Annotated in this window: 23 protein-coding genes; 14 read left to right on the top strand and 9 right to left on the bottom strand. The window is 38.6% G+C overall.

What is annotated here, in order from left to right; all coding sequences use genetic code 11:
* Window positions 1-26 precede the first annotated feature (26 nt).
* From CHB66_RS01720 to CHB66_RS01730, 3 genes are all read right to left on the bottom strand, one after another.
* The gene (locus tag CHB66_RS01720) at window positions 27-767 is read right to left on the bottom strand and encodes a copper homeostasis protein CutC (RefSeq protein WP_089237315.1); all 741 of its coding nucleotides are present in this window, start codon (window positions 765-767) and stop codon (window positions 27-29) included.
* Complete coding sequence (locus CHB66_RS01725; protein ID WP_089237317.1) at window positions 767-1,747, bottom strand: isoaspartyl peptidase/L-asparaginase family protein; 981 nt, start codon at window positions 1,745-1,747, stop codon at window positions 767-769. Before CHB66_RS01725 ends, CHB66_RS01720 begins: the two co-directional genes overlap by 1 nt.
* A gap of 118 nt (window positions 1,748-1,865) precedes the next feature.
* The gene (locus tag CHB66_RS01730; RefSeq protein WP_089237319.1) at window positions 1,866-3,659 is read right to left on the bottom strand and encodes a tetratricopeptide repeat protein; all 1,794 of its coding nucleotides are present in this window, start codon (window positions 3,657-3,659) and stop codon (window positions 1,866-1,868) included.
* Between the two features lie 79 nt (window positions 3,660-3,738).
* On the opposite strand from CHB66_RS01730, the gene CHB66_RS01735 reads away from it, so the two are divergent.
* Window positions 3,739-3,957 (top strand): PspC family transcriptional regulator, encoded by a 219-nt coding sequence (locus CHB66_RS01735; RefSeq protein ID WP_076498892.1) that lies wholly within the window; start codon window positions 3,739-3,741, stop codon window positions 3,955-3,957.
* On the opposite strand, the gene CHB66_RS01740 is transcribed toward CHB66_RS01735, so the two are convergent.
* Both CHB66_RS01740 and CHB66_RS01745 read right to left on the bottom strand, forming a co-directional pair.
* On the bottom strand, window positions 3,954-4,955 hold the full coding sequence (locus tag CHB66_RS01740; RefSeq protein ID WP_089237321.1) for a glycosyltransferase family 2 protein: 1,002 nt from the start codon (window positions 4,953-4,955) through the stop codon (window positions 3,954-3,956). The genes CHB66_RS01735 and CHB66_RS01740 overlap by 4 nt on opposite strands.
* Window positions 4,955-5,287 carry a YbaB/EbfC family nucleoid-associated protein gene (locus CHB66_RS01745; RefSeq protein ID WP_089237323.1) on the bottom strand — a complete coding sequence of 111 codons (333 nt, stop codon included), beginning with the start codon at window positions 5,285-5,287 and terminating at the stop codon, window positions 4,955-4,957. Before CHB66_RS01745 ends, CHB66_RS01740 begins: the two co-directional genes overlap by 1 nt.
* A gap of 221 nt (window positions 5,288-5,508) precedes the next feature.
* On the opposite strand from CHB66_RS01745, the gene CHB66_RS01750 reads away from it, so the two are divergent.
* A complete protein-coding gene (locus tag CHB66_RS01750; RefSeq protein WP_089237325.1) occupies window positions 5,509-5,799 on the top strand; it encodes a hypothetical protein in 291 nt (96 codons plus the stop codon).
* Window positions 5,800-5,870: 71 nt separating this feature from the next.
* On the opposite strand, the gene hisS is transcribed toward CHB66_RS01750, so the two are convergent.
* Entirely contained in the window at window positions 5,871-7,244 is a 1,374-nt protein-coding gene (hisS, locus tag CHB66_RS01755) for a histidine--tRNA ligase (protein ID WP_089237328.1), read from the bottom strand.
* A 229-nt stretch (window positions 7,245-7,473) separates the two neighbouring features.
* Between hisS and CHB66_RS16860 the strand changes: the two genes are divergently transcribed.
* Window positions 7,474-7,611 carry a hypothetical protein gene (locus tag CHB66_RS16860; RefSeq protein ID WP_170932408.1) on the top strand — a complete coding sequence of 46 codons (138 nt, stop codon included), beginning with the start codon at window positions 7,474-7,476 and terminating at the stop codon, window positions 7,609-7,611.
* Between the two features lie 62 nt (window positions 7,612-7,673).
* On the opposite strand, the gene CHB66_RS01760 is transcribed toward CHB66_RS16860, so the two are convergent.
* A complete protein-coding gene (locus tag CHB66_RS01760) occupies window positions 7,674-8,174 on the bottom strand; it encodes a metallophosphoesterase family protein (protein ID WP_089237330.1) in 501 nt (166 codons plus the stop codon).
* A gap of 78 nt (window positions 8,175-8,252) precedes the next feature.
* On the opposite strand from CHB66_RS01760, the gene CHB66_RS01765 reads away from it, so the two are divergent.
* Both CHB66_RS01765 and CHB66_RS01770 read left to right on the top strand, forming a co-directional pair.
* Complete coding sequence (locus CHB66_RS01765) at window positions 8,253-8,672, top strand: rhodanese-like domain-containing protein (protein WP_089237450.1); 420 nt, start codon at window positions 8,253-8,255, stop codon at window positions 8,670-8,672.
* A 119-nt stretch (window positions 8,673-8,791) separates the two neighbouring features.
* On the top strand, window positions 8,792-9,772 hold the full coding sequence (locus CHB66_RS01770) for a pyruvate dehydrogenase complex E1 component subunit beta (RefSeq protein WP_089237332.1): 981 nt from the start codon (window positions 8,792-8,794) through the stop codon (window positions 9,770-9,772).
* A 164-nt stretch (window positions 9,773-9,936) separates the two neighbouring features.
* Here the strand turns inward: CHB66_RS01770 and CHB66_RS01775 are convergent, their stop codons facing one another.
* A complete protein-coding gene (locus CHB66_RS01775) occupies window positions 9,937-12,444 on the bottom strand; it encodes a TonB-dependent receptor domain-containing protein (protein WP_089237452.1) in 2,508 nt (835 codons plus the stop codon).
* Window positions 12,445-12,781: 337 nt separating this feature from the next.
* Here CHB66_RS01775 and CHB66_RS01780 point away from each other — a divergent pair, with 337 nt between their 5' ends.
* The 8 genes from CHB66_RS01780 to CHB66_RS01815 all read left to right on the top strand — a co-directional run bounded on the left by CHB66_RS01780 (window position 12,782) and on the right by CHB66_RS01815 (window position 22,456).
* On the top strand, window positions 12,782-13,858 hold the full coding sequence (locus CHB66_RS01780; protein WP_089237334.1) for a sensor histidine kinase: 1,077 nt from the start codon (window positions 12,782-12,784) through the stop codon (window positions 13,856-13,858).
* Window positions 13,855-14,592: a LytR/AlgR family response regulator transcription factor gene (locus CHB66_RS01785; protein ID WP_089237336.1), complete on the top strand. Its 738-nt coding sequence runs from the start codon at window positions 13,855-13,857 to the stop codon at window positions 14,590-14,592. The genes CHB66_RS01780 and CHB66_RS01785 overlap by 4 nt, the downstream gene beginning before the upstream one ends.
* 154 nt (window positions 14,593-14,746) lie before the next feature.
* Window positions 14,747-15,223, top strand: coding sequence for a nucleoside deaminase (locus CHB66_RS01790; protein WP_089237338.1), 477 nt, complete (start codon window positions 14,747-14,749; stop codon window positions 15,221-15,223).
* A 20-nt stretch (window positions 15,224-15,243) separates the two neighbouring features.
* Complete coding sequence (locus tag CHB66_RS01795) at window positions 15,244-15,777, top strand: hypothetical protein (protein ID WP_089237340.1); 534 nt, start codon at window positions 15,244-15,246, stop codon at window positions 15,775-15,777.
* Between the two features lie 141 nt (window positions 15,778-15,918).
* On the top strand, window positions 15,919-17,181 hold the full coding sequence (locus CHB66_RS01800) for an NAD(P)/FAD-dependent oxidoreductase (RefSeq protein ID WP_089237342.1): 1,263 nt from the start codon (window positions 15,919-15,921) through the stop codon (window positions 17,179-17,181).
* Between the two features lie 127 nt (window positions 17,182-17,308).
* Complete coding sequence (locus CHB66_RS01805; protein ID WP_089237345.1) at window positions 17,309-19,723, top strand: TonB-dependent receptor plug domain-containing protein; 2,415 nt, start codon at window positions 17,309-17,311, stop codon at window positions 19,721-19,723.
* A 56-nt stretch (window positions 19,724-19,779) separates the two neighbouring features.
* A complete protein-coding gene (locus tag CHB66_RS01810) occupies window positions 19,780-20,607 on the top strand; it encodes a ZIP family metal transporter (protein ID WP_089237347.1) in 828 nt (275 codons plus the stop codon).
* A 61-nt stretch (window positions 20,608-20,668) separates the two neighbouring features.
* Window positions 20,669-22,456 carry an SLC13 family permease gene (locus CHB66_RS01815; RefSeq protein ID WP_089237349.1) on the top strand — a complete coding sequence of 596 codons (1,788 nt, stop codon included), beginning with the start codon at window positions 20,669-20,671 and terminating at the stop codon, window positions 22,454-22,456.
* A 361-nt stretch (window positions 22,457-22,817) separates the two neighbouring features.
* On the opposite strand, the gene CHB66_RS01820 is transcribed toward CHB66_RS01815, so the two are convergent.
* A complete protein-coding gene (locus CHB66_RS01820; protein ID WP_089237351.1) occupies window positions 22,818-23,738 on the bottom strand; it encodes an AraC family transcriptional regulator in 921 nt (306 codons plus the stop codon).
* Between the two features lie 163 nt (window positions 23,739-23,901).
* On the opposite strand from CHB66_RS01820, the gene CHB66_RS01825 reads away from it, so the two are divergent.
* Window positions 23,902-25,428 (top strand): aldehyde dehydrogenase family protein, encoded by a 1,527-nt coding sequence (locus tag CHB66_RS01825; RefSeq protein WP_089237353.1) that lies wholly within the window; start codon window positions 23,902-23,904, stop codon window positions 25,426-25,428.
* Window positions 25,429-25,514 lie beyond the last annotated feature (86 nt).

Consider the following 25,514-nt stretch of genomic DNA (forward strand, 5'->3'; position numbering starts at 1 on the left):
CATAAAATCTATAACACAAAATTATTTTACATCAATGCAACCTTAAATGCACTCACCACTTCTTCATCAATAGTCAAATGCTGGTAAAAACTAGCTGGATCGCTCGATAGATTCACAGTAGTGGATCTAAAGATACTTTGACTAGCTCTGGTAGTCTTGCAACTCGCATGTATTTCTTGAAGAAAGCCAGTATTTCGAAATCGTAACACATGCTCTGGCTTCAAGCCTCCCCCTGGCATGATGCTAATTTGAGTTTTGGCCAAATCCAATAATTTCAAAATTTGATCTTGACCTATTGTCACATCATTTGCTCCTCCAGAAGTCAAAATCCTTTCAAACCCTAAAGCAATCAAATCCAGCAGAGCGCTCTCTTGGGATACACACATATCGAATGCCCGGTGAAATGTACATGACTTGTATCCAGCTATCTCCAATAGCCTCCTGCAAGTTACTTTATCGATTTCTCCTTTAGAAGTCAATGCCCCAAAAACAAACCCATCAGCACCCAATGAAGACAATAGCTCTATATCTTTGATCATGGCTGAAATCTCTTGATCACTGTACAAAAAATCTCCCCCTCTAGGTCTGATCATGACAAAAATGGGTATATCGATTTGCTCTTTGAGCATTGCTAGCGTTCCTGCACTTGGCGTAGTCCCTCCTGATCCAAAATCTGCACAGAGTTCTAACCGGTCAACACCAACTTCGGCAGCTTTCAGGGCAGCTTCTATAGTGAAAACAGGAGCTTCTAATATCAACTTCTTCATCAAAATTTACTTTTAGCATCTACCAATTCCTGACTTTCGAAATGATGCCTAGCGAAATTAAAACCAGGTCTTACCGCGTATGCACCATACTCTCCGTCTTTGTTGATGGCTATAAAACCAGCTTGAATATTATCAATGTCTTTATTTTTGGAAATCAATCTTCTGACTGCCTCTTCACAGGCTTCTTGCGGACTACGGCCTTGACGCATCAGCTCCACAATCAAAAAGCTCCCACAAATCCTGATGATAGACTCACCCAAACCTGTGGCTGTGGCGGCTCCTACTTCATCATCCACAAAAAGACCCGCTCCTATAATTGGGCTATCGCCAACTCTGCCGTGCATTTTATAAGCCAATCCTGAGGTGGTACACGATCCTGCCAATTTCCCATCAGCTCCCAAAGCAATCATCCCAATGGTGTCGTGGTTTTCAATATTGATTATTGGTTTATACTCAGAAGTTTTTTTCCACTCCTGAAAGAGCTCTTCTGCTCTTGGGCTAAGGGTTTCCTCTTCCATCGGAAATCCTTGAGCCAAGGCAAACTGCCTCGCCCCTTCCCCAGCAAGCATCACATGAGGTGTCTCTTCCATTACTTTCCTTGCCAAGGAAATAGGATGCTTCACTTGCCTAACAAACGCCACAGAACCACATGATCCATCACCTTTCATAATGGACGCATCCAAAGTTGCTATACCTTCTCTATCAGGCAAGCCTTGAAGCCCCACCGAAAGGTTTTTCAAATCCAATTCTGTCACTTTCACACCCTGCTCTACTGCTTCTACAATATCCCCTGTCTTAGTCAGAATATCCCAGGCTTTATCATTGGCAGCCATTCCATGCTCCCAAGTAGAAAGAATCAAGGGTTTGTAATTTTCGCCAATCTCCCTGATATCGGATTGGCAAGCAGAATGAATTAAAGATGGAAGGATCACAGAGGATCCAATCACCGTCTTTTTTAGAAATGATCTTCGATTAGACATATTTGATGAATTTTAGCAATTTGTATGGCTAGCAAGTTTACAAATTAAAAAGAAAACAAGTTGGACTGAATACCTTTCAAAAAAAAGCTACCCAAATTGAGTAGCTTCTATTACTTTTCTATTTGAGTGCTTCCAAAAATGCTTGGTCACCTCTGTATTTTTTGAACATTAGATCTGTCATAGCACGCTCTCTGAGATACTCGCTTCGTTCGACAGCTTTTGCTAGGTTTTCGAACAAAGCCTGCTTATCATCTGTAATGGTCGCAACCATAGCAAGCCCATAAAAACCATAACCATATTCCCTATTGAACTGAACAGACTCCTCAAATGCCTCTAAGGCATTTTTATAATCCTCCGCTAAGAAGTATGCAAGACCTTTATTGAATAGGTTAGCTTCTGTTTCTGGAGCTCTATTGAGTCGAATTGTAGCTAATTTGTAATCTCCATTGATGATATCTATAGCTCCTCGGAGCCCTTCATTGAATCTAAGAAATTCATTGGTTTCATCTCTCTCGAGAGAAGAAGCCTCAGAAATAGCCACATAAGCCTCAAAATAATCTCCTCGAAGTAAATAAGCTTGCCCCAAATTATGAAAGGCATAAGAAGTAGGGTTCATTCTATTTGCTTGTCTAAAATGACTAATGGCTCTTGTAATCAGCTGGTTTTTTTCTCTCAGGTTCAACTCACGCTGTGCCATATTCAAGTAAACCACTCCTAAATTATTCTGAGCCAACTCAGAATTATAAAGTTCAACCAGCTTAGCATAGATCCTTTCTTTTTCTTGAAGTCTTGGTGACACTTCTCCTGCATAGATCAACTGTTCCTTACTCAGTTCATTGATCGCTTTACCTTCTTGCAGCAGTTTATAAACATTAGCAGCCACTTCGGGATCTGAAAAACCTGTATTTTCATATACTGCTTGTATTTTAGCTTGTCTTAGTTTTGGAAACAAATCTCTTGATACTTTGGCATAAGTAGGGAGTCTTTGTATTTCTCTCAACTGCGTATCAAAAGCTTTATCGCTTAAAATTATATCATAATAGGCTTCTTTTTGTGGGATAGTAATTCCATCATATTCGCCCAAAAGTACCCTAAAATCAAACCAGTCTTTTTGTCTCGATGTCGCGACTACTGGAATGTTTGGGTTATTCAACATACTTCTGATTTTTTGCCTCACCACTTCCGCCCTTCTTTGGGCAAGTTCTGTACTGTTGATTTCTTGACTTTCGAATGAATGAATACCAGTAACTGTGATTTTTTTCAACACAGTGCCTGACTCAATAAAGCTCAGGATAGGCTTTCCGTCTGTAGTAGTAAGTGTATTATCTCTCAAGGCATTGCTTGCTAATGGAAAAGACACCGTATAATCTTTGCTTACTTCCCTTTGGAGTTCAGAGAAATCTGTTTTCATGTAAACGCCAATTGGTGGTATCGGCTCATCTGGAGTCACTTGTCCTGTCCTTGCTAGCAGCGGTGTAGTATATAATCCATCAGCGATCTTTTTCGCAGCAATATTTCTGGTTTTTCCATTTTGGATCACCAAGCCTTTGAGCAGTAATTCGCCTGATTCCATACCCGGCAGATACGGAAAAACAAAATCTGCTTCTACTTTCGCCTGATTGATGACCTTGGTATAGGCACCATCAAATGCTACGATTTCTGCAAGTCGAAGAGCTCCCTCTCCATAGCTATACTCAGGATAGAGGAGGATTTTCACATCGCTTCTAAGGTATTGTAAAGGAATGGCTCCATCCAACTTAAACCGCACTGAGTCTCTGTGCATGGTCAAAGCCTCAGGCTTAGCCACCATACCTTCTAATAAGTTATCAAATTTGCTTAGCTTTGGTGTGCAATTCCAAAATAGGAAGGTGGCAAATAGCAGTGAGAAAATATTTCTTATGAATCTGAACATATTGGCATTAAAATAGATTATTCAATTTATTGTTAATATTTATTATATTGATTTCAAATTACTTAAAGCAAAATCTAATATGAATAAACTTAAACTCTTTTTTGAAGACCGTGCTTTTGGAGTTTGCTCCAGATTAGGAGAAAAGCTACATTTCCCAATTGATAGCATAAGGCTATTTTTCATATATAGTTCCTTTATCACACTAGGATCTCCAGTTATCATTTATGTCAGTATGGCCATGATGATGAAAATCAGGAAATACCTCAGAAAGATGAACAACCCAGTTTGGTTTGACTAAAGCATGGTAAACTGCTTTTTCCCTTTGGCATAATAATGCCAAAGAATTGACTTTATATTTTTATTCGATCCTGATGGCAAGTTTGATGCCATTGAATGTCTATTATACATATTTTTTAAATTGAAAAACCCTATGTGCGCTTTTAGGATAGCTTTAGCATCTCCGAGCTTGCCTTTCCCTACAAATACAAGCATAGCCAAAAGATCTAAAATCAGCCTTGTCGCATAAACCTTAAGAAATCTACTTTTTGGTAAATTTTTATGCAGCATCAAGAGTGAATTTCTAAAGTTGAGCATAGTCTTCTTAGGGCTATTTCTAGCTAAAGTCCCTCCCCCTAAATGCCGGACCTCAACACTTCCCAGATAGTATATTTTCCTACCAGATGACCTTATTCGCCAACAAAGATCGATCTCTTCCATATGCGCAAAAAAACGATCATCAAAACCTCCATGATCATGAAAATCACTTGCTCGAATCGCCATGCAAGCTCCGGATGACCAATCTACTGTAATCGTATCGTCATACTGTCCCATATCTTCTTCAATAGAATCAAAAATTCTACCTCGGCAATAAGGGTAACCCAGATCATCTAAAAACCCTCCTCCTGCACCTGCATAATCAAACAAGCCTGCTATTTGAGCAGAAGTGATTTTTGGCTGAACAGAAGCGACCTCAGGATTTTGACTCAAAAATTCAATTAATCCTTTATCCCAGCCTTGGGTAACTTCCACATCAGAATTTAATAAAATATAATATTCATACTCACCCTCTAACTGCCTCAATGCCTTGTTATATCCTCCAGCAAAACCTGTATTCTCGGCTAAATGTAAAAGTTGAATCTGAGGGTAATGGCTTTTCAAAAATTCAATGGAATCATCCGTGCTGGCATTATCTGCCACAATGATTGGAAAAATAGAATTTGATAAAACAGAAGGAAGAAAACGCTCTAGCATCTTCTTCCCATTATAGTTCAATATGACTATGGCTGCTGCCTGCATCAAAACATATTGCCAAGATCCATTCCAGGAATGTTTGGAAGCATACCATCAGTGGCTGCTTTCATCTCATCCTTGATTTTGAATTCAATAGCCTCCATTGCTTTATTGATAGCAGCAACAGTAAGGTCTGAAAGCATTTCCTTGTCAATGGGGTTGATCAAAGATTCATCCATCTCAATTGAGACAACTTTCCTATGGCCATTGACCACTACTTTGACCATTCCTGCTCCAGATTCTCCAGTGGCAGTTAAGTGAACCAACCTAGCCTGGGTTTCCTTGATTTTGGCTTGGGCTTCTTTCACCTTATTCATTATATTCATGAAATCGAACATACTCTAATTCCTTTATTTGTTGAAGAACACTCGCAAATATACATTTTTCAAACAGAGGAACCACACCGACAATGCAGAAGATTATTTTACACTTTCGTATTAAATAAAAATATATATTGATTTAAAATTATTAATGAAACATAAATGATGCGATCGAAACTTTTTTAGTATTTTTCATGTATAATCTCTATAAACCACGAATTTTAAAGTACGAAGAACCCATGAAAACCATAGAAAAAATAGAAAAAATAGAGAAAGAGGATATCAAAAATTTGAAGTTCAATAAAGCTGAAGTATTAGAAAATACTGATGATATCAAGAAGAGATGGAATGACCTTTTTAGAGCGCAAGCATTGGGTAATTTGTTGCAAAGTAAGGTACATATTACTTTCGAAACTGCAGATCAAAAAACCTATAAAGTTCATACTACCATTTGGGCCGTTGGACAAGATTTCATTACTCTTAAAGGTGGAATCCATATACCAGTCGGCGCTGTGATAGAAGTTGATTGAGGATTGAGTGAAAAGTAAAGCCCTTCAAGATTGAAAACTTGAAGGGCTTTTTTTGTAGTGATCATATCTTTTTATTGGCCTTGAATCATTTTTATCGCATCACTTAAATCCATTGATTCTTGCTGCCCTGAAATCAAATTTTTCAAGCTTACCTGCTTAGCATTGATTTCATCAGAGCCCAAAACCATTACAAAAGGTATCTGCTTTTTATCTGCATAGGTAAACTGCTTTTTAATTTTAATTACATCGGGATAAAGCTCGGAAGCAATTCCTGCTGTCCTCAGTTTATTCAAAACCTGTAAGCCATAATTTCTCCCTTCTTCTTCAAAGTAGGTGATTAGCACCTGAGTGCCTTCCAATTGTTCCGTTGGAAAAAGGTTGAGCTCTTCAAGAACATCATAGATTCTATCTACACCAAATGAAAAACCTACACCTGATACACCATCTAAGCCAAATACGCCTGTCAAATTATCATATCTACCACCACCACTCACGGAACCAATAGAAACATGGTTGACTTTTACTTCGAAAATCGCCCCTGTATAATATGACAATCCTCTCGCCAAAACTACATCAAAATCCACAAAGTCCTCTGACTCGCCATACTGACTCAAAAGTTCCAAAACTTCTCTGAGTTCTGCAATACCTTTGAGGCCAATTTCAGAGTCTTTCAAGAAGGACTCTAGAAAATCTAGCTTCTCTCGATTGGACCCAAGCAAATCTATAATTGGGCTGAGTTTTCCAATAGCTTCCTGCGTAAAAGACCGCTGCTGTAATTCTTCCTGCACTTTAGCCCATCCAATCTTATCAAGTTTGTCAATTGCCACACAGAGTTCCCCTTCTCGCCCTGCAGCTCCAATTACTTCAGCAAGCCCTGTCAAGATTTTTCTATTATTCAACTTGATCGCGTAATCTTTCAATCCAAGCGAAGCAAAAACTCGCTTGATCATCAGCAAAATCTCCAATTCGCAAACAAGACTATCGGTACCTACTACATCAGCATCACATTGATAAAACTCCCTGTACCTTCCTCTCTGCGGTCTATCGGCTCTCCATACAGGCTGAATCTGAAAACGCTTAAATGGATAAGTGATCTCATTTCTATTCATGACCACATACCTTGCAAAAGGTACTGTCAGGTCATATCTTAAGCCTTTTTCTGACACCTTAGCTAATGTCGCAGCTGCTCCAGCTTCTATATCTGAAGGAGCTACATCTTTTAAATAATCTCCACTATTGAGAATTTTGAAAAGCAATTGATCACCTTCATCACCATATTTACCTGTTAAAGTACTGAGATTCTCCATGGAAGGAGTCTCTAGCTGCTGATATCCAAAAAGCTTAAAAGTATCCTTGATGATGTCAAAAATATAATTCCTCCTTGCCATTTGAAGAGGACCAAAATCACGTGTGCCTTTAGGTAAAGTAGGTTTTTGAATTGCCATAGCTTAATATTAAATTTTGCGCAAAGTTAACAGATCGACGGGAAGAAAAGAATTTCAATTCAACTATTGCCATAAATAATCACATTCACTTTTTAATTTAGAAATCCCTAAACAAACTGAGGAATAAGCAGATCTACTAAATCAAAAAATATTCTTAAACTTTCGGGGTCGTTTCAAAATATTATGCTAATTTTGCGCTTCATTTGGAATCACATAAACAGATAATACGATGGCTGTTACTACATTAAAAAGAAAACTAAGAAGAAAAAGACAAGCTCAGAACACAAGAGTTATCAAGATCAAACAATTGAGTGCCAAGCCGGTAATCAAAAATGTAGATATTGAAGAATTGAAGAAAAACTTCTAATCGAGACACTTGTTTCTTTTCTTTAAGAAATAGAAGGGGCAACGATCAGATAGCTGCCCTTTTTATTTTGCCCTTTTTCCAAGCTCTACCACTCTGAGATTTTGAAGCTTACCAGCTGATATTTCGAACAAAAGCATGGTTCTGATCACATGAAAGCCATGCCTACCAATCGCACCAGGATTCATATAGAGACAGTTAAGTTGCCGATCAAACTCCACCTTACAAATGTGAGAATGACCACAGACAAATAATCTGGCATTTTTTTCCTTTATCTTAACTTTTAAACCCTTGGCATATCGGGGCGGTTTACCACCAATGTGAAGTAAACCGACTTTCAGACCCTCCACCTCAAACCAAAGCTCTTCTGGATATACTCTCCTTGCATCTTCATCATCGATGTTTCCAGTCACTATTCTATGCTGCTTATCAGTAGGTAAAGCATCAATGACGCCTAAATCACCTATATCTCCAGCGTGCCATATCTCATCCACATCCTTTAAATGCTCTAAAACACCTTCATCAATATAGCTGTGGGAATCCGAGATCAATCCAATTTTCTTCAAGATCAAATATTTTTTATAAAGGTTAAATTTAATAGCTTTGATCGAGTTGAAATCAATTCCGAATCAAAAATTAAAACCATGAAAAGATTAATCGATAATAGTTACCAATTGGCCATCATCTTATCAGTAGGTTTCCTCTTAATATTTCCATCCAATGTTTTTGCTCAAAACGGAGCACCAAAGTTGGCACCTGAACAATTCCAAAAACAAGCTAATAAAAATAAGAAAAATATTATTCTGGACATTCGTACTCCTGAAGAAGTCGCTGAGGGTCATATAGAAGGCGCTGATTTTATCAACTTTCTAGACGAGTCTTTTGAAGAACAATTAACCAAGCTGGACAAAAGGAAAACATACTACGTCTATTGCCGATCAGCTAAGCGTACCATCCCTGCTACTGAAAAAATGAAAGAAATGGGATTCAAAAAAGTGTACATGCTTGAAGGTGGGCTCAACAACTGGATGGAATCAGGAATGAAATTGGTCAAACCCGAATAAGCTCTAAAACGGCTTTAAAACTTTAAAATCATTGTTAAAATAAATACTGTTCTTCCTAATACTGTTTTGGAATTGCCCGATTACTTTCTATTTTTACGCACGAAAATTTTGAAGAAGAAATGAGAGTTATACAATTCAGAGAAGCATTAAGAGAGGCCATGACTGAAGAAATGAGACGCGACAAAAACGTGTTTCTTATGGGTGAGGAAGTGGCAGAATATAATGGAGCTTACAAAGTTTCCCAAGGAATGTTAGACGAGTTTGGTGCTGATAGAGTATATGATACTCCGATTGCCGAACTTGGATTTGCAGGCTTGGGTGTAGGTGCAGCAATGAACGGACTCAGACCTATCATCGAGTTTATGACTTTCAACTTTTCCCTTGTAGCAATTGATCAAGTGATCAATTCTGCAGCGAAAATGCTAGCAATGTCAGGCGGTGCTTACAATGTACCTATTGTATTCAGAGGACCTACAGGTAATGCCGGGCAGTTAGGTGCTACACACTCTTCCAACTTTGAGAATTGGTTTGCCAACACACCTGGCTTGAAAGTAGTCGTTCCATCTAACCCTTACGATGCCAAAGGTTTGCTCAAAGCCTCCATCAGAGACAATGACCCGGTGATCTTCATGGAGTCAGAGTTGATGTATTCGGACAAAGGTGAAGTACCTGAGGGTGAATACCTACTTCCAATTGGTGTGGCTGATATCAAAAGAAAAGGTAAAGATGTAACCATCGTATCTTTCGGCAAAATGATGAAAGTGGCTTTGGATGCAGCTGAGGAATTAGCTAAAGACGGCATTGAAGCTGAAGTAATCGACTTAAGAACTGTAAGACCTATCGATTACGCTACAGTAGTAGAATCAGTGAAGAAAACCAATAGATGTGTGGTAGTGGAAGAAGCCAACCCACTAGCAGCTATCTCTTCTGAGATCGCATATCACTTACAGAGAAATGCTTTCGACTACCTAGACGCACCTGTGATCAGAGTCAACTCTATGGACGTACCTTTGAGTTATGCTCCTACTTACATTGATGCGACTATTCCAAATGTAGCCCGTACATTGGATGCGGTAAAGCAGGTGATGTATAAGAAGTAAAAAAACATTTAAAAAATCCCACTCAAATGATTGAGTGGGATTTTTTTGTTCTATTCTATGACAATCAAAAGAGGGACTGCCAATGATCAGCAGTCCCTCTTTTGATTTTTATAAATGAATATTTCCAATTCGTGTCATCGGACACATCCTATTACTGATTTTGTTTAATTATTATTCATCATCGCACCAGCAGCGCCTTCACCACCCTCTTTCATATCATCGTTGGTAACACCTCTTTTCTTTCTTCTACTTCCTTCTACGCTAAGTTTTCCGATTCTGTAGGAGAAGTTGATCTTGAAATTCATATTTCTCATACCGACTGTACTCTGCTGCATGATGGTTGGTGTGATCAATTCATTATTGATTCGGAATTCTCTTGTAAAGAAGTTGTCTGCACCAAACCCAATGCTTCCTCTTCTTTCATTGAACTGCTTATTGATGCTCATACCGTACATACCGAAGCCACCTGCTGAGCCTTGAAGTTGCACCTGTCTACCCCTAGCAAAGGTAAAGGCTTGAATTTGCCAATTCTTTGGCAAGGTATAATTCCCAAACAACCTCCCGCTAATGACAAAACCTTCATTGGAAGCGGCAAACATCGGATTATCCAAGCCATTGGTCAGCATGGCATAATAAGTATCCACACTTCCGTTTAAGGAAAACTTGCCTGACACATTGATATTCGAAAAGACACTAAACCCAACTGCTTGCTCTCTACCGATATTTTCAAAGCTTGTGAAAATCACATCTTCTTCACTTACCGTTCTCACAGGCTGAATAGAACCCGTCGTATTTCTGAAGTAAGAAGTGAAGTTTAAAGAGCTTCCTCCAACGAACGTACTGTATCCCAATTCATAATTATCTGTCAATTCAGGATCCAAGAGCGGGTTACCCTGGGACTGTTGTTGAGGGTTAGCTTGGTTGATGTTAGGATTTAAAAACTGCAAAGAAGGTCTTTGGATTCTTCTATTGTAAGCAGCTTTGATCATATTACCATTGGTTAATTTCTTACCAATATTGAAACTTGGAACGAATACGCCATAAGAAGGAATGTCTGCAGGTAATTCAGAGTTTCTGAAGTCTGCATTGATAGTCGTATACTCATATCTCAATCCACCTTTCAAGGTGTAATCATTGCCCAAGCCTAAAGTGTAAGAAGCATAAGCAGCTGATACATTTTGATCATAGGTGAATTCATTAGAAAATAGGATATCATCTACCTGCTGAAACTCACCTGAAGATCCTTCTGCTGTAAAATATGCAAAGTCAGAAGTCGCTTTTCTCAAAATATTTTTTGCGCCATATTCAAGGATCTGACTATCAGTATTACCCAAAGGGGTCACATAATCAAGTTGTATTGTGAATTCCTCGTTGATCCCTAGGTTTTCATTTTTCACCCTACTGATGATATCCGTAAAAGTCCCATTATAAAGACTATTGACAAAATCATTGTTATTGTTACTTCTACTATACAGACCAGACACACTAAATTCTTTTTGTGGCTTATCAAAAGTCTTGGTATAGTTGAAGTTCATATCCACATTATTAGAAAGATTATCTACATTGACATCTCTCAATAAAGCACTTACTAATGCATCTTCTATGAAGGTCTCTGTGAATAAACCATCTTGCTTGTTTCGCATATTCCTTAAGCCTACACTTACAGAGGCAGTCAAGAAATTATATTTGTTTAATTCATAATCCCAACCCAGATTATATCTACCAAAAAGCATATTGTTTCTGGTATCCGCGGCTTGTCGGATCAAGGCTGTGCTACCATCAGGAGTCATGAGTGTCTGAGTATTTTCGAAAGAACCCAAAATATTATATCCTGCCCTACCATACCCACCAAGCGTCCATCCCATTTTCCCTCTTTTCAAGCTAGCATTTAAACCTAAATTGGATCCTCTAAACCCTGCACTACTATTTACATTGAGAGAAGCTCCCTGCAGGTTATTCTTTTTGGTGATGATATTCAAGACTCCACCTGTACCTTCTGCATCGTACTTTGCTGATGGAGAAGTGATCACTTCCACAGATTTGATTTCTTCTGCAGGAATTTGCTTGAGCGCATCTGCGATATTATTTGCTACGATGGCAGATTGCTTTCCATCGATCAGTACCAAAATATTGGAACTACCCCTCATGGATACATTACCATCCAAATCAACCGAAAGCATCGGTACCCTTCTCAAAACATCACTTGCATCTCCACCGATGGTGGTTTTGTCATTTTCAGCATTGTAAATGGTTCTGTCTACTTTTTCTTCAATTAATTGACGCTGACCTTGTACAGTTACTTCTTGTAGCGCCATGGCTTCTTGCTGAAGTTTGATTTCACCAAGATTGATTTCTGTGTTTCCAGGTTTTACTTCAATTGCTTTAGAAGTGTACGCTTCATAACCAAGAAAACTCAACTGCAAAACATAATTACCATCCTTGAAGCCTGTAATGATAAATTCACCATCTAAATCTGCAACAGCACCTGCCACGTTTTGCATGGTCTCAGCATTGAGCAAAGCTGCAGCTGCATAAGGAATCGTTTCCCCGGAACCTCCATCCATGATTTTGCCGGAAATTTTGTAAATAGCTTTGTCTTGCGCCAATACATTCTGAAATGAGAGTGTACATATAAGCAGTACAAATAAGAATAGTTGGTATTGTGTTTTCATTTTATTGGTAGATTTCAAATAATCAAATTCTTGGAACTTCCTGATTTTTAGCCTAAAGACTAGAACATTACACATTTTCAGTATTTTTGTTCAAAAGCCTCAGACAGTTTTCGGTAACAAAGGAAGTTCAAGCCAAATCCAAAAAAAAATCTAATAGACTGAGAGTATGTATTCATCGACCAAAGAGCCGAATTCAACGATGAATCAGATTATACAAAAGGAAAAACAGACTAATCTTCCGTTTCACCCATTCCATCGTCAAAATCCGCGTATTGGCAGATCAAATTAGGTAGATTTCAAAATTTTATTTTTGTTTACATGGCAAAAACACCCACATATGGACATTCAGTCAAACTACAAGCAAAATCTTTCTATCCTAATTCATCTTCTCGGGTGGGCTTTATTCGGATTAGTGATATTCATTCTATCCCCTCTTTCATCAGGAGTTGAACGACCTTTTGAATTTTGGCTGAAGCAAGGCATTAACTTATCCTTGCTGATAGCGGTATTTTATATCAATTACTTTTATTTTATCCCTAGAATTCTTTTCAAAAATAGAATTCCCCTATTTCTTACCATCAACTTACTCACAGGTGTTGCTTGTATTGTTTTTCTAATTTTGTTTGACGATTGGGTCAATATGCAGGAATTGATGCACAAGGCCTATCGACCAGATGTACCCTACACACCTAGACCTAGAAATTATTATTGGGATATTTCTCAACTTCTGATTTTCTTTATGGTAATCGGAATCAGCACCAGTATAGCTTCTGTCCAAAAATGGCAAGCTGATGAAGCTGAAAAACTCGAGCAAAAAAGGCAACAAATCAATTCTGAACTCACCTACCTCAAAGCTCAGATTAATCCACATTTTTTCTTCAATACACTCAATAACATTTATTCTCTTACCAATATCGATGTGGAGAAAGCTAAAACTGCTTTGCTCAAACTGAGTAGAATGATGCGATATGTACTTTACGAAACTGAGAAAACACATACTTTACTTTCTAAAGAGATCGACTTCATCAATGATTTTGTAGAGTTGATGAAAATGAGACTTTCTACAAAGGTGAAATTGGAAATCGATATACCAGAGAAATTCCACGATGCCAGTATTGCACCCATGCTACTTTTGCCATTTATAGAAAACTGCTTCAAGCATGGCATCAGTTCGCAGAAAGAAAGTACTATTGCAATAAAAATTGATATATCTGATAAGCAATTGACTCTGGAAACGAGTAATGCTATATTCAAATCCAGTGAAAATACGCCAGAAGGTAACGCGAGTGGCATAGGTTTACAAAACACAAAAAGAAGGTTAGCTTTGCTATATGACCATCGGTATAATCTATTTATTGATGATCAAAACCCAGAAAATGAATTCAAAGTCTTACTCAAAATCGACTTGAAATGAAAATCAAATGCATAGCAGTAGACGATGAACCGTTAGCTCTTGAGTTAGTGTCCAAATTCATCAAGCAAACATCTTTTTTGGAACTAACTGCCGCATTTGATAATGGCATAGAAGCATTGGGCTACCTCAATCAAAATGAAATTCAATTGATTTTCTTAGACATTCAGATGCCTGATCTGTCTGGAATGGAGCTCGCTAGAATTCTCGACGGAAAACAAGGAGATGCCAAACCTAAAATCATTTTTACAACTGCTTACAATCAATTTGCCATTGAAGGCTACAAGGTAGATGCTCTTGATTACCTACTCAAACCTTTCAGCTACGAGGAATTTATGAAATCTGCCACTAAGGCATATCAGTTTTACGAATCAAAAACTAAAGAACTTGGCAACAACCAAGGACAAGCATCTCCAGAGTATATTTTTTTGAAGGTAGAATATCAGTTGGTGAAAATCATGCTGAAAGACATCAAATTTGTAGAAGCTTATAAGGATTACATCAAAGTTCACCTGATAGACCGAAATAGCCCAATGCTGTCACTCACAAGCTTGAAAAGCATGGAGGAAATGCTCCCTTCAGATAAATTCATGCGTGTTCACCGCTCCTTTATCATAGGTTTAGATCACATTGATTCAGTAGTAAGAAATACTGTTCATATAGGTGATACAGTGATTACTGTCAGCGAAAATTACAAGGAGGGATTTTTAGATTTTTTAAATAAATGGATAGCTTGAAACTTAGCTATATATTTTAAAACAGAATTTTCTTATTGTTTCTTAATTTCAAAATCCTGATTTCTTTCATTATATTAAACTTTGAATAATAAAAGCCGTTGATAATACGGTGGTGCGATTTTTGATAGTTTAAGTGTAAATATTAAAAATTCAAATGACGGAAAGAGAAAAATCTTTTATGAAGATGGCCATTGAGCTTTCTCAAAGTGGAATGGACGCGGGTAAAGGCGGCCCATTTGGTTGTATAGTAGTGAAAGATGATGAAGTGATAGGCATGGGTTCCAATTCCGTCAGTTCGACCAATGACCCGACCGCTCATGCTGAAGTAGTAGCCATTAGAGATGCTTGTCAAAATCTTAAAAATTTCCAGCTAGATGGATGTGAAATATATACTTCATGTGAGCCTTGTCCTATGTGCCTTGGAGCCATCTATTGGGCAAGACCTGCGAGGGTGTTTTATGCTAACACCAAAAGGGATGCAGCAAATGCTGGATTCGATGACCAATTTATTTATGAAGAGTTAGATCTACCCTTAAACGAACGGTCAATCCCATTTGAACAGCTATTAAACAATGATGCTAAGGTGGTATTTGACAACTGGAAAAAGAAAGAAAATAAAACTTTATATTAAAACAAAAAAAAGAACCTATTATGAAAAAGTTAATGATTGCCCTAGTGAGTGCATCGCTATTATTTGCATGTAGTCAAGAAAAATCAGTGGAAGAAAGATATCTCTACGAAGGCGATAAAATTGTAGATGTAGAAACTGGTGATGAATACTTACTGGAAGAAAGTGAAGAAGAATTTATATTAGTTCACAAAGATGGCAGCACAGAAGTTATTCCTATGGAAGAAACTCCATTCTTTGGCACTACGCTATCTGATGAATATGTGAATGATTGGAAAAAAAGTCTTGAGGCAAGAAAAGACCTACTCCTAGAAGAGAAAAAGAACAAACTGAAAGACGCTAGAAGAGCAAGGTATGCCGAGTTTACGGATGAAGAATTGATGGATAAATTTCAGAAAATGCATAACGACAAGGAGGACATGACACTTCAGATGGATTTGATCGCTGAATTAGTAGAAAGAGGCGCCATTTCAGACGAGGATGCTCCAGACCTTTTGGAAATAGACCCAGAATTGATCAACTTCGATATTGAAATTGAAGCGCCTGAAAGCAGGTAAAATTTGAATAAATCTAAATTCAACATATTTTCAAAGTGAAACCTAGTCGACATCGGCTAGGTTTTTTTATAATGTGACTTACATCACCTTTTTATAATCGCTGTGTGGCTATTTTTAGAATACAAACAATAATCACACACTATGAACCACTATCAAGTATTGATCATCGGAGGAGGAACAGCCGGTATCACAGTAGCAGCACAACTTCGTAAAAAAGACAAAACCCTTCAGATTGCCATCATAGAGCCCTCTGAAAAACATTACTATCAGCCTGCTTGGACTTTGGTAGGTGCTGGAACTTTTGACTTCAAAGACACCGAACGAGAGGAAAAAAATTATATCCCAAAGGATGTCAGTTGGATTAAAGATAGTGCTACAGATATCATCCCAGAGCAAAACAAAGTAAAAACAGCTGAAAATGGAGACCTTACATTTGACTATTTAGTCATTGCTCCTGGCTTGGTCATGGCTCCTGAATTACTCCCAGGGTTGACTGAGGCGATGGAGAAAGACAACGTCTGCTCCAATTACACCGATCCCGAAAAAACTTGGGAAGTACTTCAAAACTTCAAAGGTGGCAACGCTGTCTTTACACAGCCAACTACACCGATCAAATGTGGAGGAGCACCTCAAAAAATCATGTATCTAGCGGAGGATTACTTTAGAAAATCAAAACTAAGAGAAAAAACTAATGTGATCTTCGCAACACCGGGTACGGTAATCTTTGGAGTTCCTGATTTTGCCAAAACACTTAATAAGATCGTCATTGATAGAGATATTATTCTCAAGACATATTACGCTCCAATCAAAGTTGATGGTGAGAAGCAAGAGATCACTTTCAGATATATCAATAGCGATATTCAAGAATGTGCCAAAAACCTTAGACCAAGCATTGGAGAAGAACTATTTGGAGACACAGAAATCAAAATCAAATATGACATGTTGCATATAGCCCCTCCTCAGCAAGCCCCTGATTTTATCAGAAACTCTGAAGTATCGATCAAAGAAGGTTCAAATAAAGGCTGGGTAGATGTGGATGTCAATACTTTAAGACATCTTCGCTTTCCGAATATCTTTGCTCTTGGAGATGTTGCCGCTCTGCCTACAGCTAAGACAGGAGCAGCAATAAGAAAACAAGCGCCTGTAGTCAGCGGGAATATTCTGCACCTAATTAAAAAAGGTAATTTGGATAAAAATATCTATGAAGGTTATTCTTCCTGCCCATTGGTGACTGGCTATGGTAAAATGGTTCTTGCTGAATTCAAATACAACAATGTCAGAGATAGCGATCCGCTGATAAGCAAATTTGTAGATACTTCCAAGGAGCAATACTCTATGTGGCTTCTCAAGAAATATGGTCTTCCAATCATGTATTGGGACATGATGCTCAAAGGACGAGCCTAAGAATAGTTCGATAGCCCAGCAATGCTGGGCTTTATTTTTTCATTCTAAATGGCATTTCATCCGCTTATATGAAAGCATGCCTTAATTCTGTTTCTTTCAAGTAAATTAGATCTTGAATACAAGAAATATGAAACTAGTTAGTCTATCTCTTTTTCTTATTTTTACCTGTTTCCAAAGTCTTGCACAGACCATCTCTATCAAAGATAAGGAGTCTGGAGCTCCCTTGGACTTTGTGTCTATTCACAGCCAATCACAAAAGTTGTTAGTCAATACCAACGCTAGCGGCAAAGCTGATATTAGTAAAATGAAGGGGCAAAAAAACATTCAAATCAGGCTTTTTGGTTATAAATCTCAATCTTTTTCCTTTGAAGCATTAGAAGCTTTAAATTTTGAGGTATTTCTTCAGCCTACCGCCATTTCACTTCAGCAGGCGGTAGTTTCAGCCACACGATGGTCTCAATCTAGACAAGAAATACCTTCCAAAATCTCAAGTATCAGTAAGGAAGAAAGGGAATTACTCAATCCACAAACAGCAGCAGATTTACTTGGTATATCAGGGGAAGTATTTGTTCAGAAAAGCCAGCAAGGTGGTGGAAGCCCTATGATCAGAGGATTCTCTGCCAATAGACTTTTGTATACTGTAGATGGGGTAAGAATGAATACCGCAATCTTTAGAGGTGGTAATTTACAAAATGTCATTTCCTTAGATGCCTTTGCCACGGAAAGCACCGAAGTTTTATTTGGGCCAGGTTCCATTATCTATGGGAGTGATGCCATCGGAGCTGTGATGAGTTTTCAGACCCTCACTCCTAAATTCTCAACCTCAGCAAAGCCCGAAATTTCAGGGAGTACCACTTTGAGAACTTCCACTGCAAATGGAGAACAGACTGGACATATTCATGTCGGTATAGGTGGAGAAAAGTGGGCATCCATAACAAGCTTTACCAGGAGCAATTATGGTGACCTGAGGATGGGCAAACATGGGCCAGATGAGTACCTCAAAAGAACCTATGTAGACAGAATAGATGGTGTCGATCAAATCATAACTAATCCTGATCCTAGGATTCAAAACCCAAGTGGTTTTTCTCAATCCAACCTAATGCAAAAAATCAGATATCAACCTCAGCAAAACTGGGATTTTCAATATGGCTTTCATTATTCAGAAACATCTGCATACTCCCGTTATGATCGACATATCAGATTAAGACCTGATGGAACCCCACGTAGTGGCGAATGGGATTATGGACCTCAAATATGGATGATGAACAATCTTCAGATCACTCATCAATCCGATAACAAATTATTTGACGAAGCTTCTTTAAGACTAGCAATTCAAAATTTTGAAGAAAGCAGAATTGATAGAAACTTCAACGATGCTACCCGCAGAACTCGGATAGAGAAGGTGAATGCCTATTCGGCAAATATAGACTTAATGAAAAATTTGAATGGTTCATCTAAGCTTTTTTACGGTTTTGAGTGGATTCTTAATGATGTAAATTCACAAGGAATCAATGAAAACATCATAGAAAATCAAATTATGCCAGGGCCTGCTAGATATCCTCAAGCCTCGTGGTCGTCTGCGGCAGTTTACCTCAGTTATCAAAATAAGCTGGGTAAAAATCTCCTTTTTCAAACAGGAGTTAGGTTGAACAGCTTTGCCATAGATGCTGATTTTTCAAATAATCTAGACTTCTATCCACTACCTTTCGGAAAAGCCGAACTTCGAAATTCTGCTTTAACAGGGAATATTGGATTAGTGTACACTCCACAAGATAGTTACACCATCCATATCAATGCATCTACCGGATTTAGGTCTCCAAATGTAGATGATATTGGTAAAATCTTCGATTCTGAACCAGGTACAGTGCTGATCCCCAATCCTAATTTGGATGCAGAATATGCATATAATGCAGAGGTCGGCATCAGTAAAGTTTTTGGAGAAAATGTCCTGATGGATTTTTCTGCATATTACACCCTTCTGGACAATGCTATCGTCAGGAGGGACTTCATGCTCAATGGTCAAGATAGTATTATTTACGATGGGGAATTGAGCAGAGTCTTAGCACTACAAAATGCTGCCCAAGCTACTGTAATGGGCATCCAAGCTGCCATAGAAATCAAGCTTCCTTATAACTTCTCTTTATCTTCCCGCTACAATATTCAGCGTGGTGAAGAAGAAACTGACGATGGTGAAGTAAATCCTAGTAGACATGCACCCCCTGCATTTGGGGTGACAAGATTGATTTACAAAAAAAACAAATGGAATGCTCAGCTATATTCAGAATATGCTGGTCAGATGAGCTTTGAACAGCTGCCACTTGAGGAAAGAGGAAAACCAGAACTTTATGCCATAGATACTAATGGCAACCCATTTTCACCAAGATGGCTGACATTAAATATTAAGGGAATGTACAAGATTTCCGATTTCTTTTTTGTTAATGTAGGAGTAGAAAACCTAGCTGATATCCGATATAGAACCTACAGTTCTGGAATCGTAGCTCCAGGTAGAAATTTTGTCTTTTCCATCACAGGAAGATTTTAACCACTTAATCAAGAGTATATAGCAAAAGATGAATACTTTTGTGTAAATCTCAACCTATGATAGAAATACTGGAAGCTTACGCCATAGAACTTGGGCCAGTTTGGTCGGCTTTTATAGCTACCTGTTTCACATGGATGGTTACAGCGCTCGGCGCTTCTTTGGTGTTTTTTTTCAAAGAAATCAAAAGATCAGTTTTTGATACACTACTTGGTTTCACTGGAGGAGTGATGATCGCTGCAAGTTTTTGGTCACTCTTGGCCCCAAGTATAAAGCATGCAGAGTCTCAGTTTCCCACAGCGCCTTGGGTTCCTGCGGCAGTTGGTTTTTTAGCTGGAGGATTATTCATTTTTGCTTTAGATAAATTCATGCCACACCTTCACATCAATTTCAATAAAGAAGAATCCGAAGGAGTAGCAACCAAATGGCATAAGTCCACATTGCTATTACTAGCCATTACACTACACAACATTCCTGAGGGACTAGCTATAGGCATTCTTTTTGGGGCTGCCTCCATGGGTATGGAAGGAGCTAGTATCACAGCTGCGATAGCCTTAGCCATTGGAATTGGTATTCAAAATTTTCCCGAAGGCATGGCAGTTGCAATGCCATTGAGAAGAAATGGTGCCAGCAGGAGAAAAAGCTTCTGGTATGGACAACTTTCTGCAGCAGTAGAGCCCGTAGCGGGCGTCATAGGAGCCTTTTCGGTCATTTACATGCAGAATATTTTACCATATGCACTATCATTTGCTGCTGGCGCTATGATTTTCGTCGTAGTAGAAGAGGTGATTCCTGAGACACAGCGAGATAAATACACTGATTTGGCTGTTTTGGGTTTTATGGCTGGATTCACTATTATGATGATTCTTGATGTAGCATTGGGTTAAGTCAGATTTGGCTTTGACTGGAATTATTTTTAAATAGACATTAACTCAAATAATTTTCCATATGCAAGAATATATTGTCTTTGGTATTTTAGTCTTTGCTTTGGCCTTTTTCATCTGGGGGAAATTTCGCTATGATATTGTGGCAATCACTTGCTTACTAATCTTAGTAATAACTGGTATCACTCCTGTGGACGAGGCATTTTATGGCTTTGCACATCCTGCTGTGATAACAGTAGCAGTTATATTGATCGTCAGTGCAGGTTTGCAAAACTCTGGACTCATAGATTTGATTGGTAAGTGGGTGGTCAAGTTAGGTGATAATCTCACCTTACAAGTTGCCGTTCTATGTATCATTGTGAGTATAGCCTCTGCTTTTATGAATAATGTCGGTGCACTTGCTGTAATGATGCCGGTGGCACTTCATCTCGCCAAAAAAAGTGGCAATTCACCATCTTCCCTATTGATGCCTATAGCTTTTGCTTCCCTTTTAGGCGGTATGATCACTTTGATTGGGACACCCCCAAATATTATCATCGCTAATTTCAGAAGCAAAGAAATGGAAGGCTCCTTTTCCATGTTTGACTTTGCCCCAGTAGGGATGGGGGTGACAGTTATCGGATTGTTATTTATTGTTTTTCTAGGCTGGAGATTGATCCCAAAACGAATCAGCGGAAACAAAAAAGATGAAAACTATTTTGACATCGAAGATTATATTACAGAAATCATAGTAGAACAAGACTCTAAACTAGAAGGCAAACCAATTTTAGAAATCCAAAGCATTAGTGATGGAGACATCCAAGTTTTGAATGTCATCAGAAGTAATTACCTGATGCATGCTCCTGATATGAATATGGTATTACGAGCGGGAGACATTATTTCTATCGAAAGTGACGGGGATGACCTCAAGAAGTTCCTTGAAAAAAGTAAATGTACGCTAGTTGCCAATAAGCCAAAGAACCAAGAGGAGAAAGAGAAAAAAGCCATTGGAAGTGAAGAAATCTCCATAGTTGAAGCAGTAGTCATGGCTGATGCACCTATTTCAAATCAAACAGCTGCAAGCCTAAGCATGCGCAATAGATTTGGGGTAAATCTACTGGCAGTCTCAAGGCAAGATAAAAAAATCAAAAAGCGCCTTGATCATGTAAAATTCAAGGTTGGAGATGTCCTGCTCCTTCAGGGAAATGCAGAAAAAATAAATGAGAGCTTACATTCCATGGGCTGCTTACCACTAGCTGACAGGGGTTTTTCCATAGGAAAACCAAAAAGGATCGTAGTAGCCCTCAGCATTTTTATAGCCTCTATCGCTTTGATCATTACCGATATTTTACCAGTTCAGATTAGCTTCACTTTGGCTGCTTTGGCGATGGTGCTTACCAAAACACTGGATCTCAAGGAACTTTATCAAAAGGTAGATTGGCCCGTCATTGTACTCTTGGGAGCCATGCTTCCTCTAGGAACGGCACTAGAGAGTTCTGGTGGTGCCAACACTATTGCCAATCTGATGCTGGAAATAGGTTCAAGCTTACCTGCGGAAGCCAGTCTAGCTTTGTTTTTTGTGACTACCATGCTGCTGTCCAATGTGATCAACAACGCAGCCACTGCTGTATTGATGGCACCTATTGCACTCAATATTGCTGACGGACTTGAGGTATCCTCAGATCCATTTCTGATGGCTATTGCCGTGGGTGCTTCTGCTGCATTCCTCACGCCTATCGGTCACCAATCTAACACTTTGGTCATGGGGCCGGGAGGATACGCCTTCAAAGATTATTTTAAAATGGGTTTACCTATTTCCATCTTAATGATCATTGCTGGTATTCCTTTGATTTTGTTCTTCTGGCCTCTATAATTATGGCTTATTTGAATAAATAACATATTTTCTACGCTTTATCAGTAGAACAAAGCCCTTTCTAGAAAGAAAAAATAAGAATCCCGAAAAATAAGCTTAATTTCAAAGCTATTTTTTAATAAAAAACATAAATTTTAAAAAAATTGGTTTGATTTTATACCATAAAAAAAGGAATCTTTGTAAAAGATTCCTTTGATGGGTTTATTTGTTACTGACCTCAGCCATATTAACTTTGGTATTTTTTAAACTTTTGTTGTTTTTTTACTACCAAAATTTCCTAAACATAACAAAAACATAATAAATGGCAATAAATCTTTTAATAAATTTTTCGAGCAGCAAAGAATCCCCTGATATTATTTGGTCAGTGTAAATTAGCTTGATAAACCTTCGGTGTCATTCCAAATTCTGACTTAAAAGCTCTAATGAAGTAGGTAATATTATTAAAGCCAGCCATATAGCAAACTTCTTGAATTTGGTAATTCGCCATCCTGAGGTAATTTTTAGCAAGGCTGAGTCGCTCTTTGAGCACAAATTCCATCGGACTGAGTCCTAGTTCCTGCTTAAAGCTTCTTGAAAAATGAGGTTTACTCATACAAGCTTTTTGACTTAAAATATCTAAGTTTAGCTCCTCTCTGATATTATTTTTGATGTAGTCCACTACATGTGCCAGTCTATTATTTGACGCTAAAAGTTTGTAAGTCTTCTGTAGCATATCCCTAGCTTGTGTCTGAGTCAATCTTATCAAAAGTTCTTTCAGCGCTAAAGAAGCGATGACATCTTTTTCTTTAGATCTTTCCTTTACCCCTATTCTGATAAAGCGATTAATGATTTCAGAGAGATCCTGTGTATTGATCAAGTGAAAATTCGAAAGATCTAGCCCCCATTCATCTGTTATCACTTTATCTGGAAAGCGTTCATTAAGGAGATTGAAAGTATTTTCAATCATTTCCTTAGAAATAGACAGCGCAATGCATTGAGTAGGATTATCAATTTGTGCTTCAGGAAAGTCTATTTTCATCAACTCATTCGGCGGGACGATTACCGACTCTCCAGGAAGGTAATCAAAACCTGGCTTATCAAATAGGTGCATTACCTTTTTCCCTTTGAGCATAGTCGTCAAAACCAAATCACCAAAAACCAAATTCACATCCGCTGCTTGTTGATGGGTTTCAAAAATATTGAGCTCACAATTATTCAAAGTATAGGTAGTCCTATTCTCCACTAAGGTCTTCAGATCCTTCTCATTTCTCCAAGGCACACCTGCAATGAAATTTTGACTCATGGATTTTATTTTGGGTTTCTCTTAAAGTTATTAATAAAGCTTCACTTTTAAAAACAACGAGATATAATCGTGGATGTTACGCCAAGTGGATTGCTTGATTGGATAAGTGGATTTTTTTCAAAATATAATAAAGAGATTTGACAAAAACCCAAAATAAAAAAATATGTCAACATTAACATTATCCCAATCAAAGCCTGTGGATAGGCCACAGATCAAAGAAAAGTATGACCATTTTATCGGAGGTAAATGGGTAGCTCCTAGCTCTGGAGAGTATTTTGACAACATCTCTCCTATAGACGGCAAAGCTTTTTCAAAAGCCGCAAGAGGTAATAAAGCAGATATTGAAAAAGCGCTAGATGCAGCACACGAAGCATTTGCTACCTGGTCAAAGACCTCGGCTGCAGAACGTAGCCGAGTGCTTAATAAAATCGCTGATATCATCGAAGAAAATCTGGAATTGCTTGCTAGGATTGAGACCATAGACAATGGCAAAGCTTTGAGAGAAACTAGAGCAGCAGACCTGCCACTATGTGTAGATCACTTCAGGTATTTCGCAGGTGTGATTAGAGCGGATGAATCTTCTATCTCAGAACACGACGAAACTACCGTAAGTATTGCTCTGCACGAGCCACTTGGCGTGGTTGGACAGATCATTCCTTGGAATTTCCCACTATTGATGGCCACTTGGAAAATAGCTCCCGCTCTTGCTGCTGGATGCTGTACCGTAGTGAAACCAGCTGAGCAAACTCCTACTAGTATTATGGTTCTGATGGAATTGATTGCTGACGTGCTTCCTCCGGGTGTTTTGAACGTAGTGACAGGTTTTGGTCCAGAAGCAGGTAAGCCCTTGGCTACATCGGACAGAGTTGCTAAAGTAGCCTTCACTGGTGAAACAACAACCGGTCGATTGATCATGCAATATGCTTCTGAAAATTTGATCCCAGTGACCATGGAACTTGGAGGGAAATCTCCTAACATCTTCATGAAATCAGTGGGAGATGCCGATGATGAATTCTTCGACAAAGCAGTAGAAGGAGCCGTAATGTTCGCTTTGAATCAAGGAGAAGTATGTACTTGCCCATCTAGAATCTTGGTACACGAAGACATCTATGACAAATTCATGGAAAGAGTAGTCGCACGTACCAAAGCCATCAAAATGGGTCACCCACTCGCAGAAGATACCATGATGGGGGCACAAGCTTCTAATGATCAATTCGAAAAAATTCTCTCCTACCTAGATATTGGTAAGCAAGAGGGTGCAGAAGTACTCTGTGGGGGTGAAAAAGCCAGCCTGAACTCAGGACTAGAAACGGGCTACTACATACAGCCTACTATATTTAAAGGCCATAACAAAATGAGGATTTTCCAAGAAGAAATCTTTGGGCCAGTTACTTCAGTGACTACTTTCAAGACCACGGAAGAGGCAATCGCTATCGCCAATGATACCATGTATGGCCTAGGTGCCGGGCTTTGGTCAAGAGATGCACATGAATTGTATCAAGTACCTAGAGCCATTCAGGCAGGTCGTGTTTGGGTAAATTGCTACCATGCCTATCCTGCTCACGCACCATTTGGTGGATACAAAAAATCTGGATTCGGTCGTGAAAATCATCTAATGATGCTCAATCATTACCGTCAGACTAAAAATATGCTCATTTCTTACAGCAAAAATAAATTAGGGTTCTTTTAGAAAATCCTGAATAACAGCACACAAGAAGCATGATAGCAATATCCTGCTTCTTGTTTTTTGCTTTTGTAATCTTTTCAGAGGCAAAT

The organism is Belliella buryatensis (assembly GCF_900188245.1).
Taxonomy (GTDB): domain Bacteria; phylum Bacteroidota; class Bacteroidia; order Cytophagales; family Cyclobacteriaceae; genus Belliella; species Belliella buryatensis.

Bases quoted from the DNA above. Each gene is read 5' to 3' on its own strand.
- CHB66_RS01720 (WP_089237315.1), bottom strand. From the start codon at position 767: ATGAAGAAGTTGATATTAGAAGCTCCTGTTTTCACTATAGAAGCTGCC.
- CHB66_RS01725 (WP_089237317.1), bottom strand. From the start codon at position 1,747: ATGTCTAATCGAAGATCATTTCTAAAAAAGACGGTGATTGGATCCTCT.
- CHB66_RS01730 (WP_089237319.1), bottom strand. From the start codon at position 3,659: ATGTTCAGATTCATAAGAAATATTTTCTCACTGCTATTTGCCACCTTC.
- CHB66_RS01735 (WP_076498892.1), top strand. From the start codon at position 3,739: ATGAATAAACTTAAACTCTTTTTTGAAGACCGTGCTTTTGGAGTTTGC.
- CHB66_RS01740 (WP_089237321.1), bottom strand. From the start codon at position 4,955: ATGCAGGCAGCAGCCATAGTCATATTGAACTATAATGGGAAGAAGATG.
- CHB66_RS01745 (WP_089237323.1), bottom strand. From the start codon at position 5,287: ATGTTCGATTTCATGAATATAATGAATAAGGTGAAAGAAGCCCAAGCC.
- CHB66_RS01750 (WP_089237325.1), top strand. From the start codon at position 5,509: ATGAAAACCATAGAAAAAATAGAAAAAATAGAGAAAGAGGATATCAAA.
- hisS (WP_089237328.1), bottom strand. From the start codon at position 7,244: ATGGCAATTCAAAAACCTACTTTACCTAAAGGCACACGTGATTTTGGT.
- CHB66_RS16860 (WP_170932408.1), top strand. From the start codon at position 7,474: ATGGCTGTTACTACATTAAAAAGAAAACTAAGAAGAAAAAGACAAGCT.
- CHB66_RS01765 (WP_089237450.1), top strand. From the start codon at position 8,253: ATGAAAAGATTAATCGATAATAGTTACCAATTGGCCATCATCTTATCA.
- CHB66_RS01770 (WP_089237332.1), top strand. From the start codon at position 8,792: ATGAGAGTTATACAATTCAGAGAAGCATTAAGAGAGGCCATGACTGAA.
- CHB66_RS01775 (WP_089237452.1), bottom strand. From the start codon at position 12,444: ATGAAAACACAATACCAACTATTCTTATTTGTACTGCTTATATGTACA.
- CHB66_RS01780 (WP_089237334.1), top strand. From the start codon at position 12,782: ATGGACATTCAGTCAAACTACAAGCAAAATCTTTCTATCCTAATTCAT.
- CHB66_RS01785 (WP_089237336.1), top strand. From the start codon at position 13,855: ATGAAAATCAAATGCATAGCAGTAGACGATGAACCGTTAGCTCTTGAG.
- CHB66_RS01790 (WP_089237338.1), top strand. From the start codon at position 14,747: ATGACGGAAAGAGAAAAATCTTTTATGAAGATGGCCATTGAGCTTTCT.
- CHB66_RS01795 (WP_089237340.1), top strand. From the start codon at position 15,244: ATGAAAAAGTTAATGATTGCCCTAGTGAGTGCATCGCTATTATTTGCA.
- CHB66_RS01800 (WP_089237342.1), top strand. From the start codon at position 15,919: ATGAACCACTATCAAGTATTGATCATCGGAGGAGGAACAGCCGGTATC.
- CHB66_RS01805 (WP_089237345.1), top strand. From the start codon at position 17,309: ATGAAACTAGTTAGTCTATCTCTTTTTCTTATTTTTACCTGTTTCCAA.
- CHB66_RS01810 (WP_089237347.1), top strand. From the start codon at position 19,780: ATGATAGAAATACTGGAAGCTTACGCCATAGAACTTGGGCCAGTTTGG.
- CHB66_RS01815 (WP_089237349.1), top strand. From the start codon at position 20,669: ATGCAAGAATATATTGTCTTTGGTATTTTAGTCTTTGCTTTGGCCTTT.
- CHB66_RS01820 (WP_089237351.1), bottom strand. From the start codon at position 23,738: ATGAGTCAAAATTTCATTGCAGGTGTGCCTTGGAGAAATGAGAAGGAT.
- CHB66_RS01825 (WP_089237353.1), top strand. From the start codon at position 23,902: ATGTCAACATTAACATTATCCCAATCAAAGCCTGTGGATAGGCCACAG.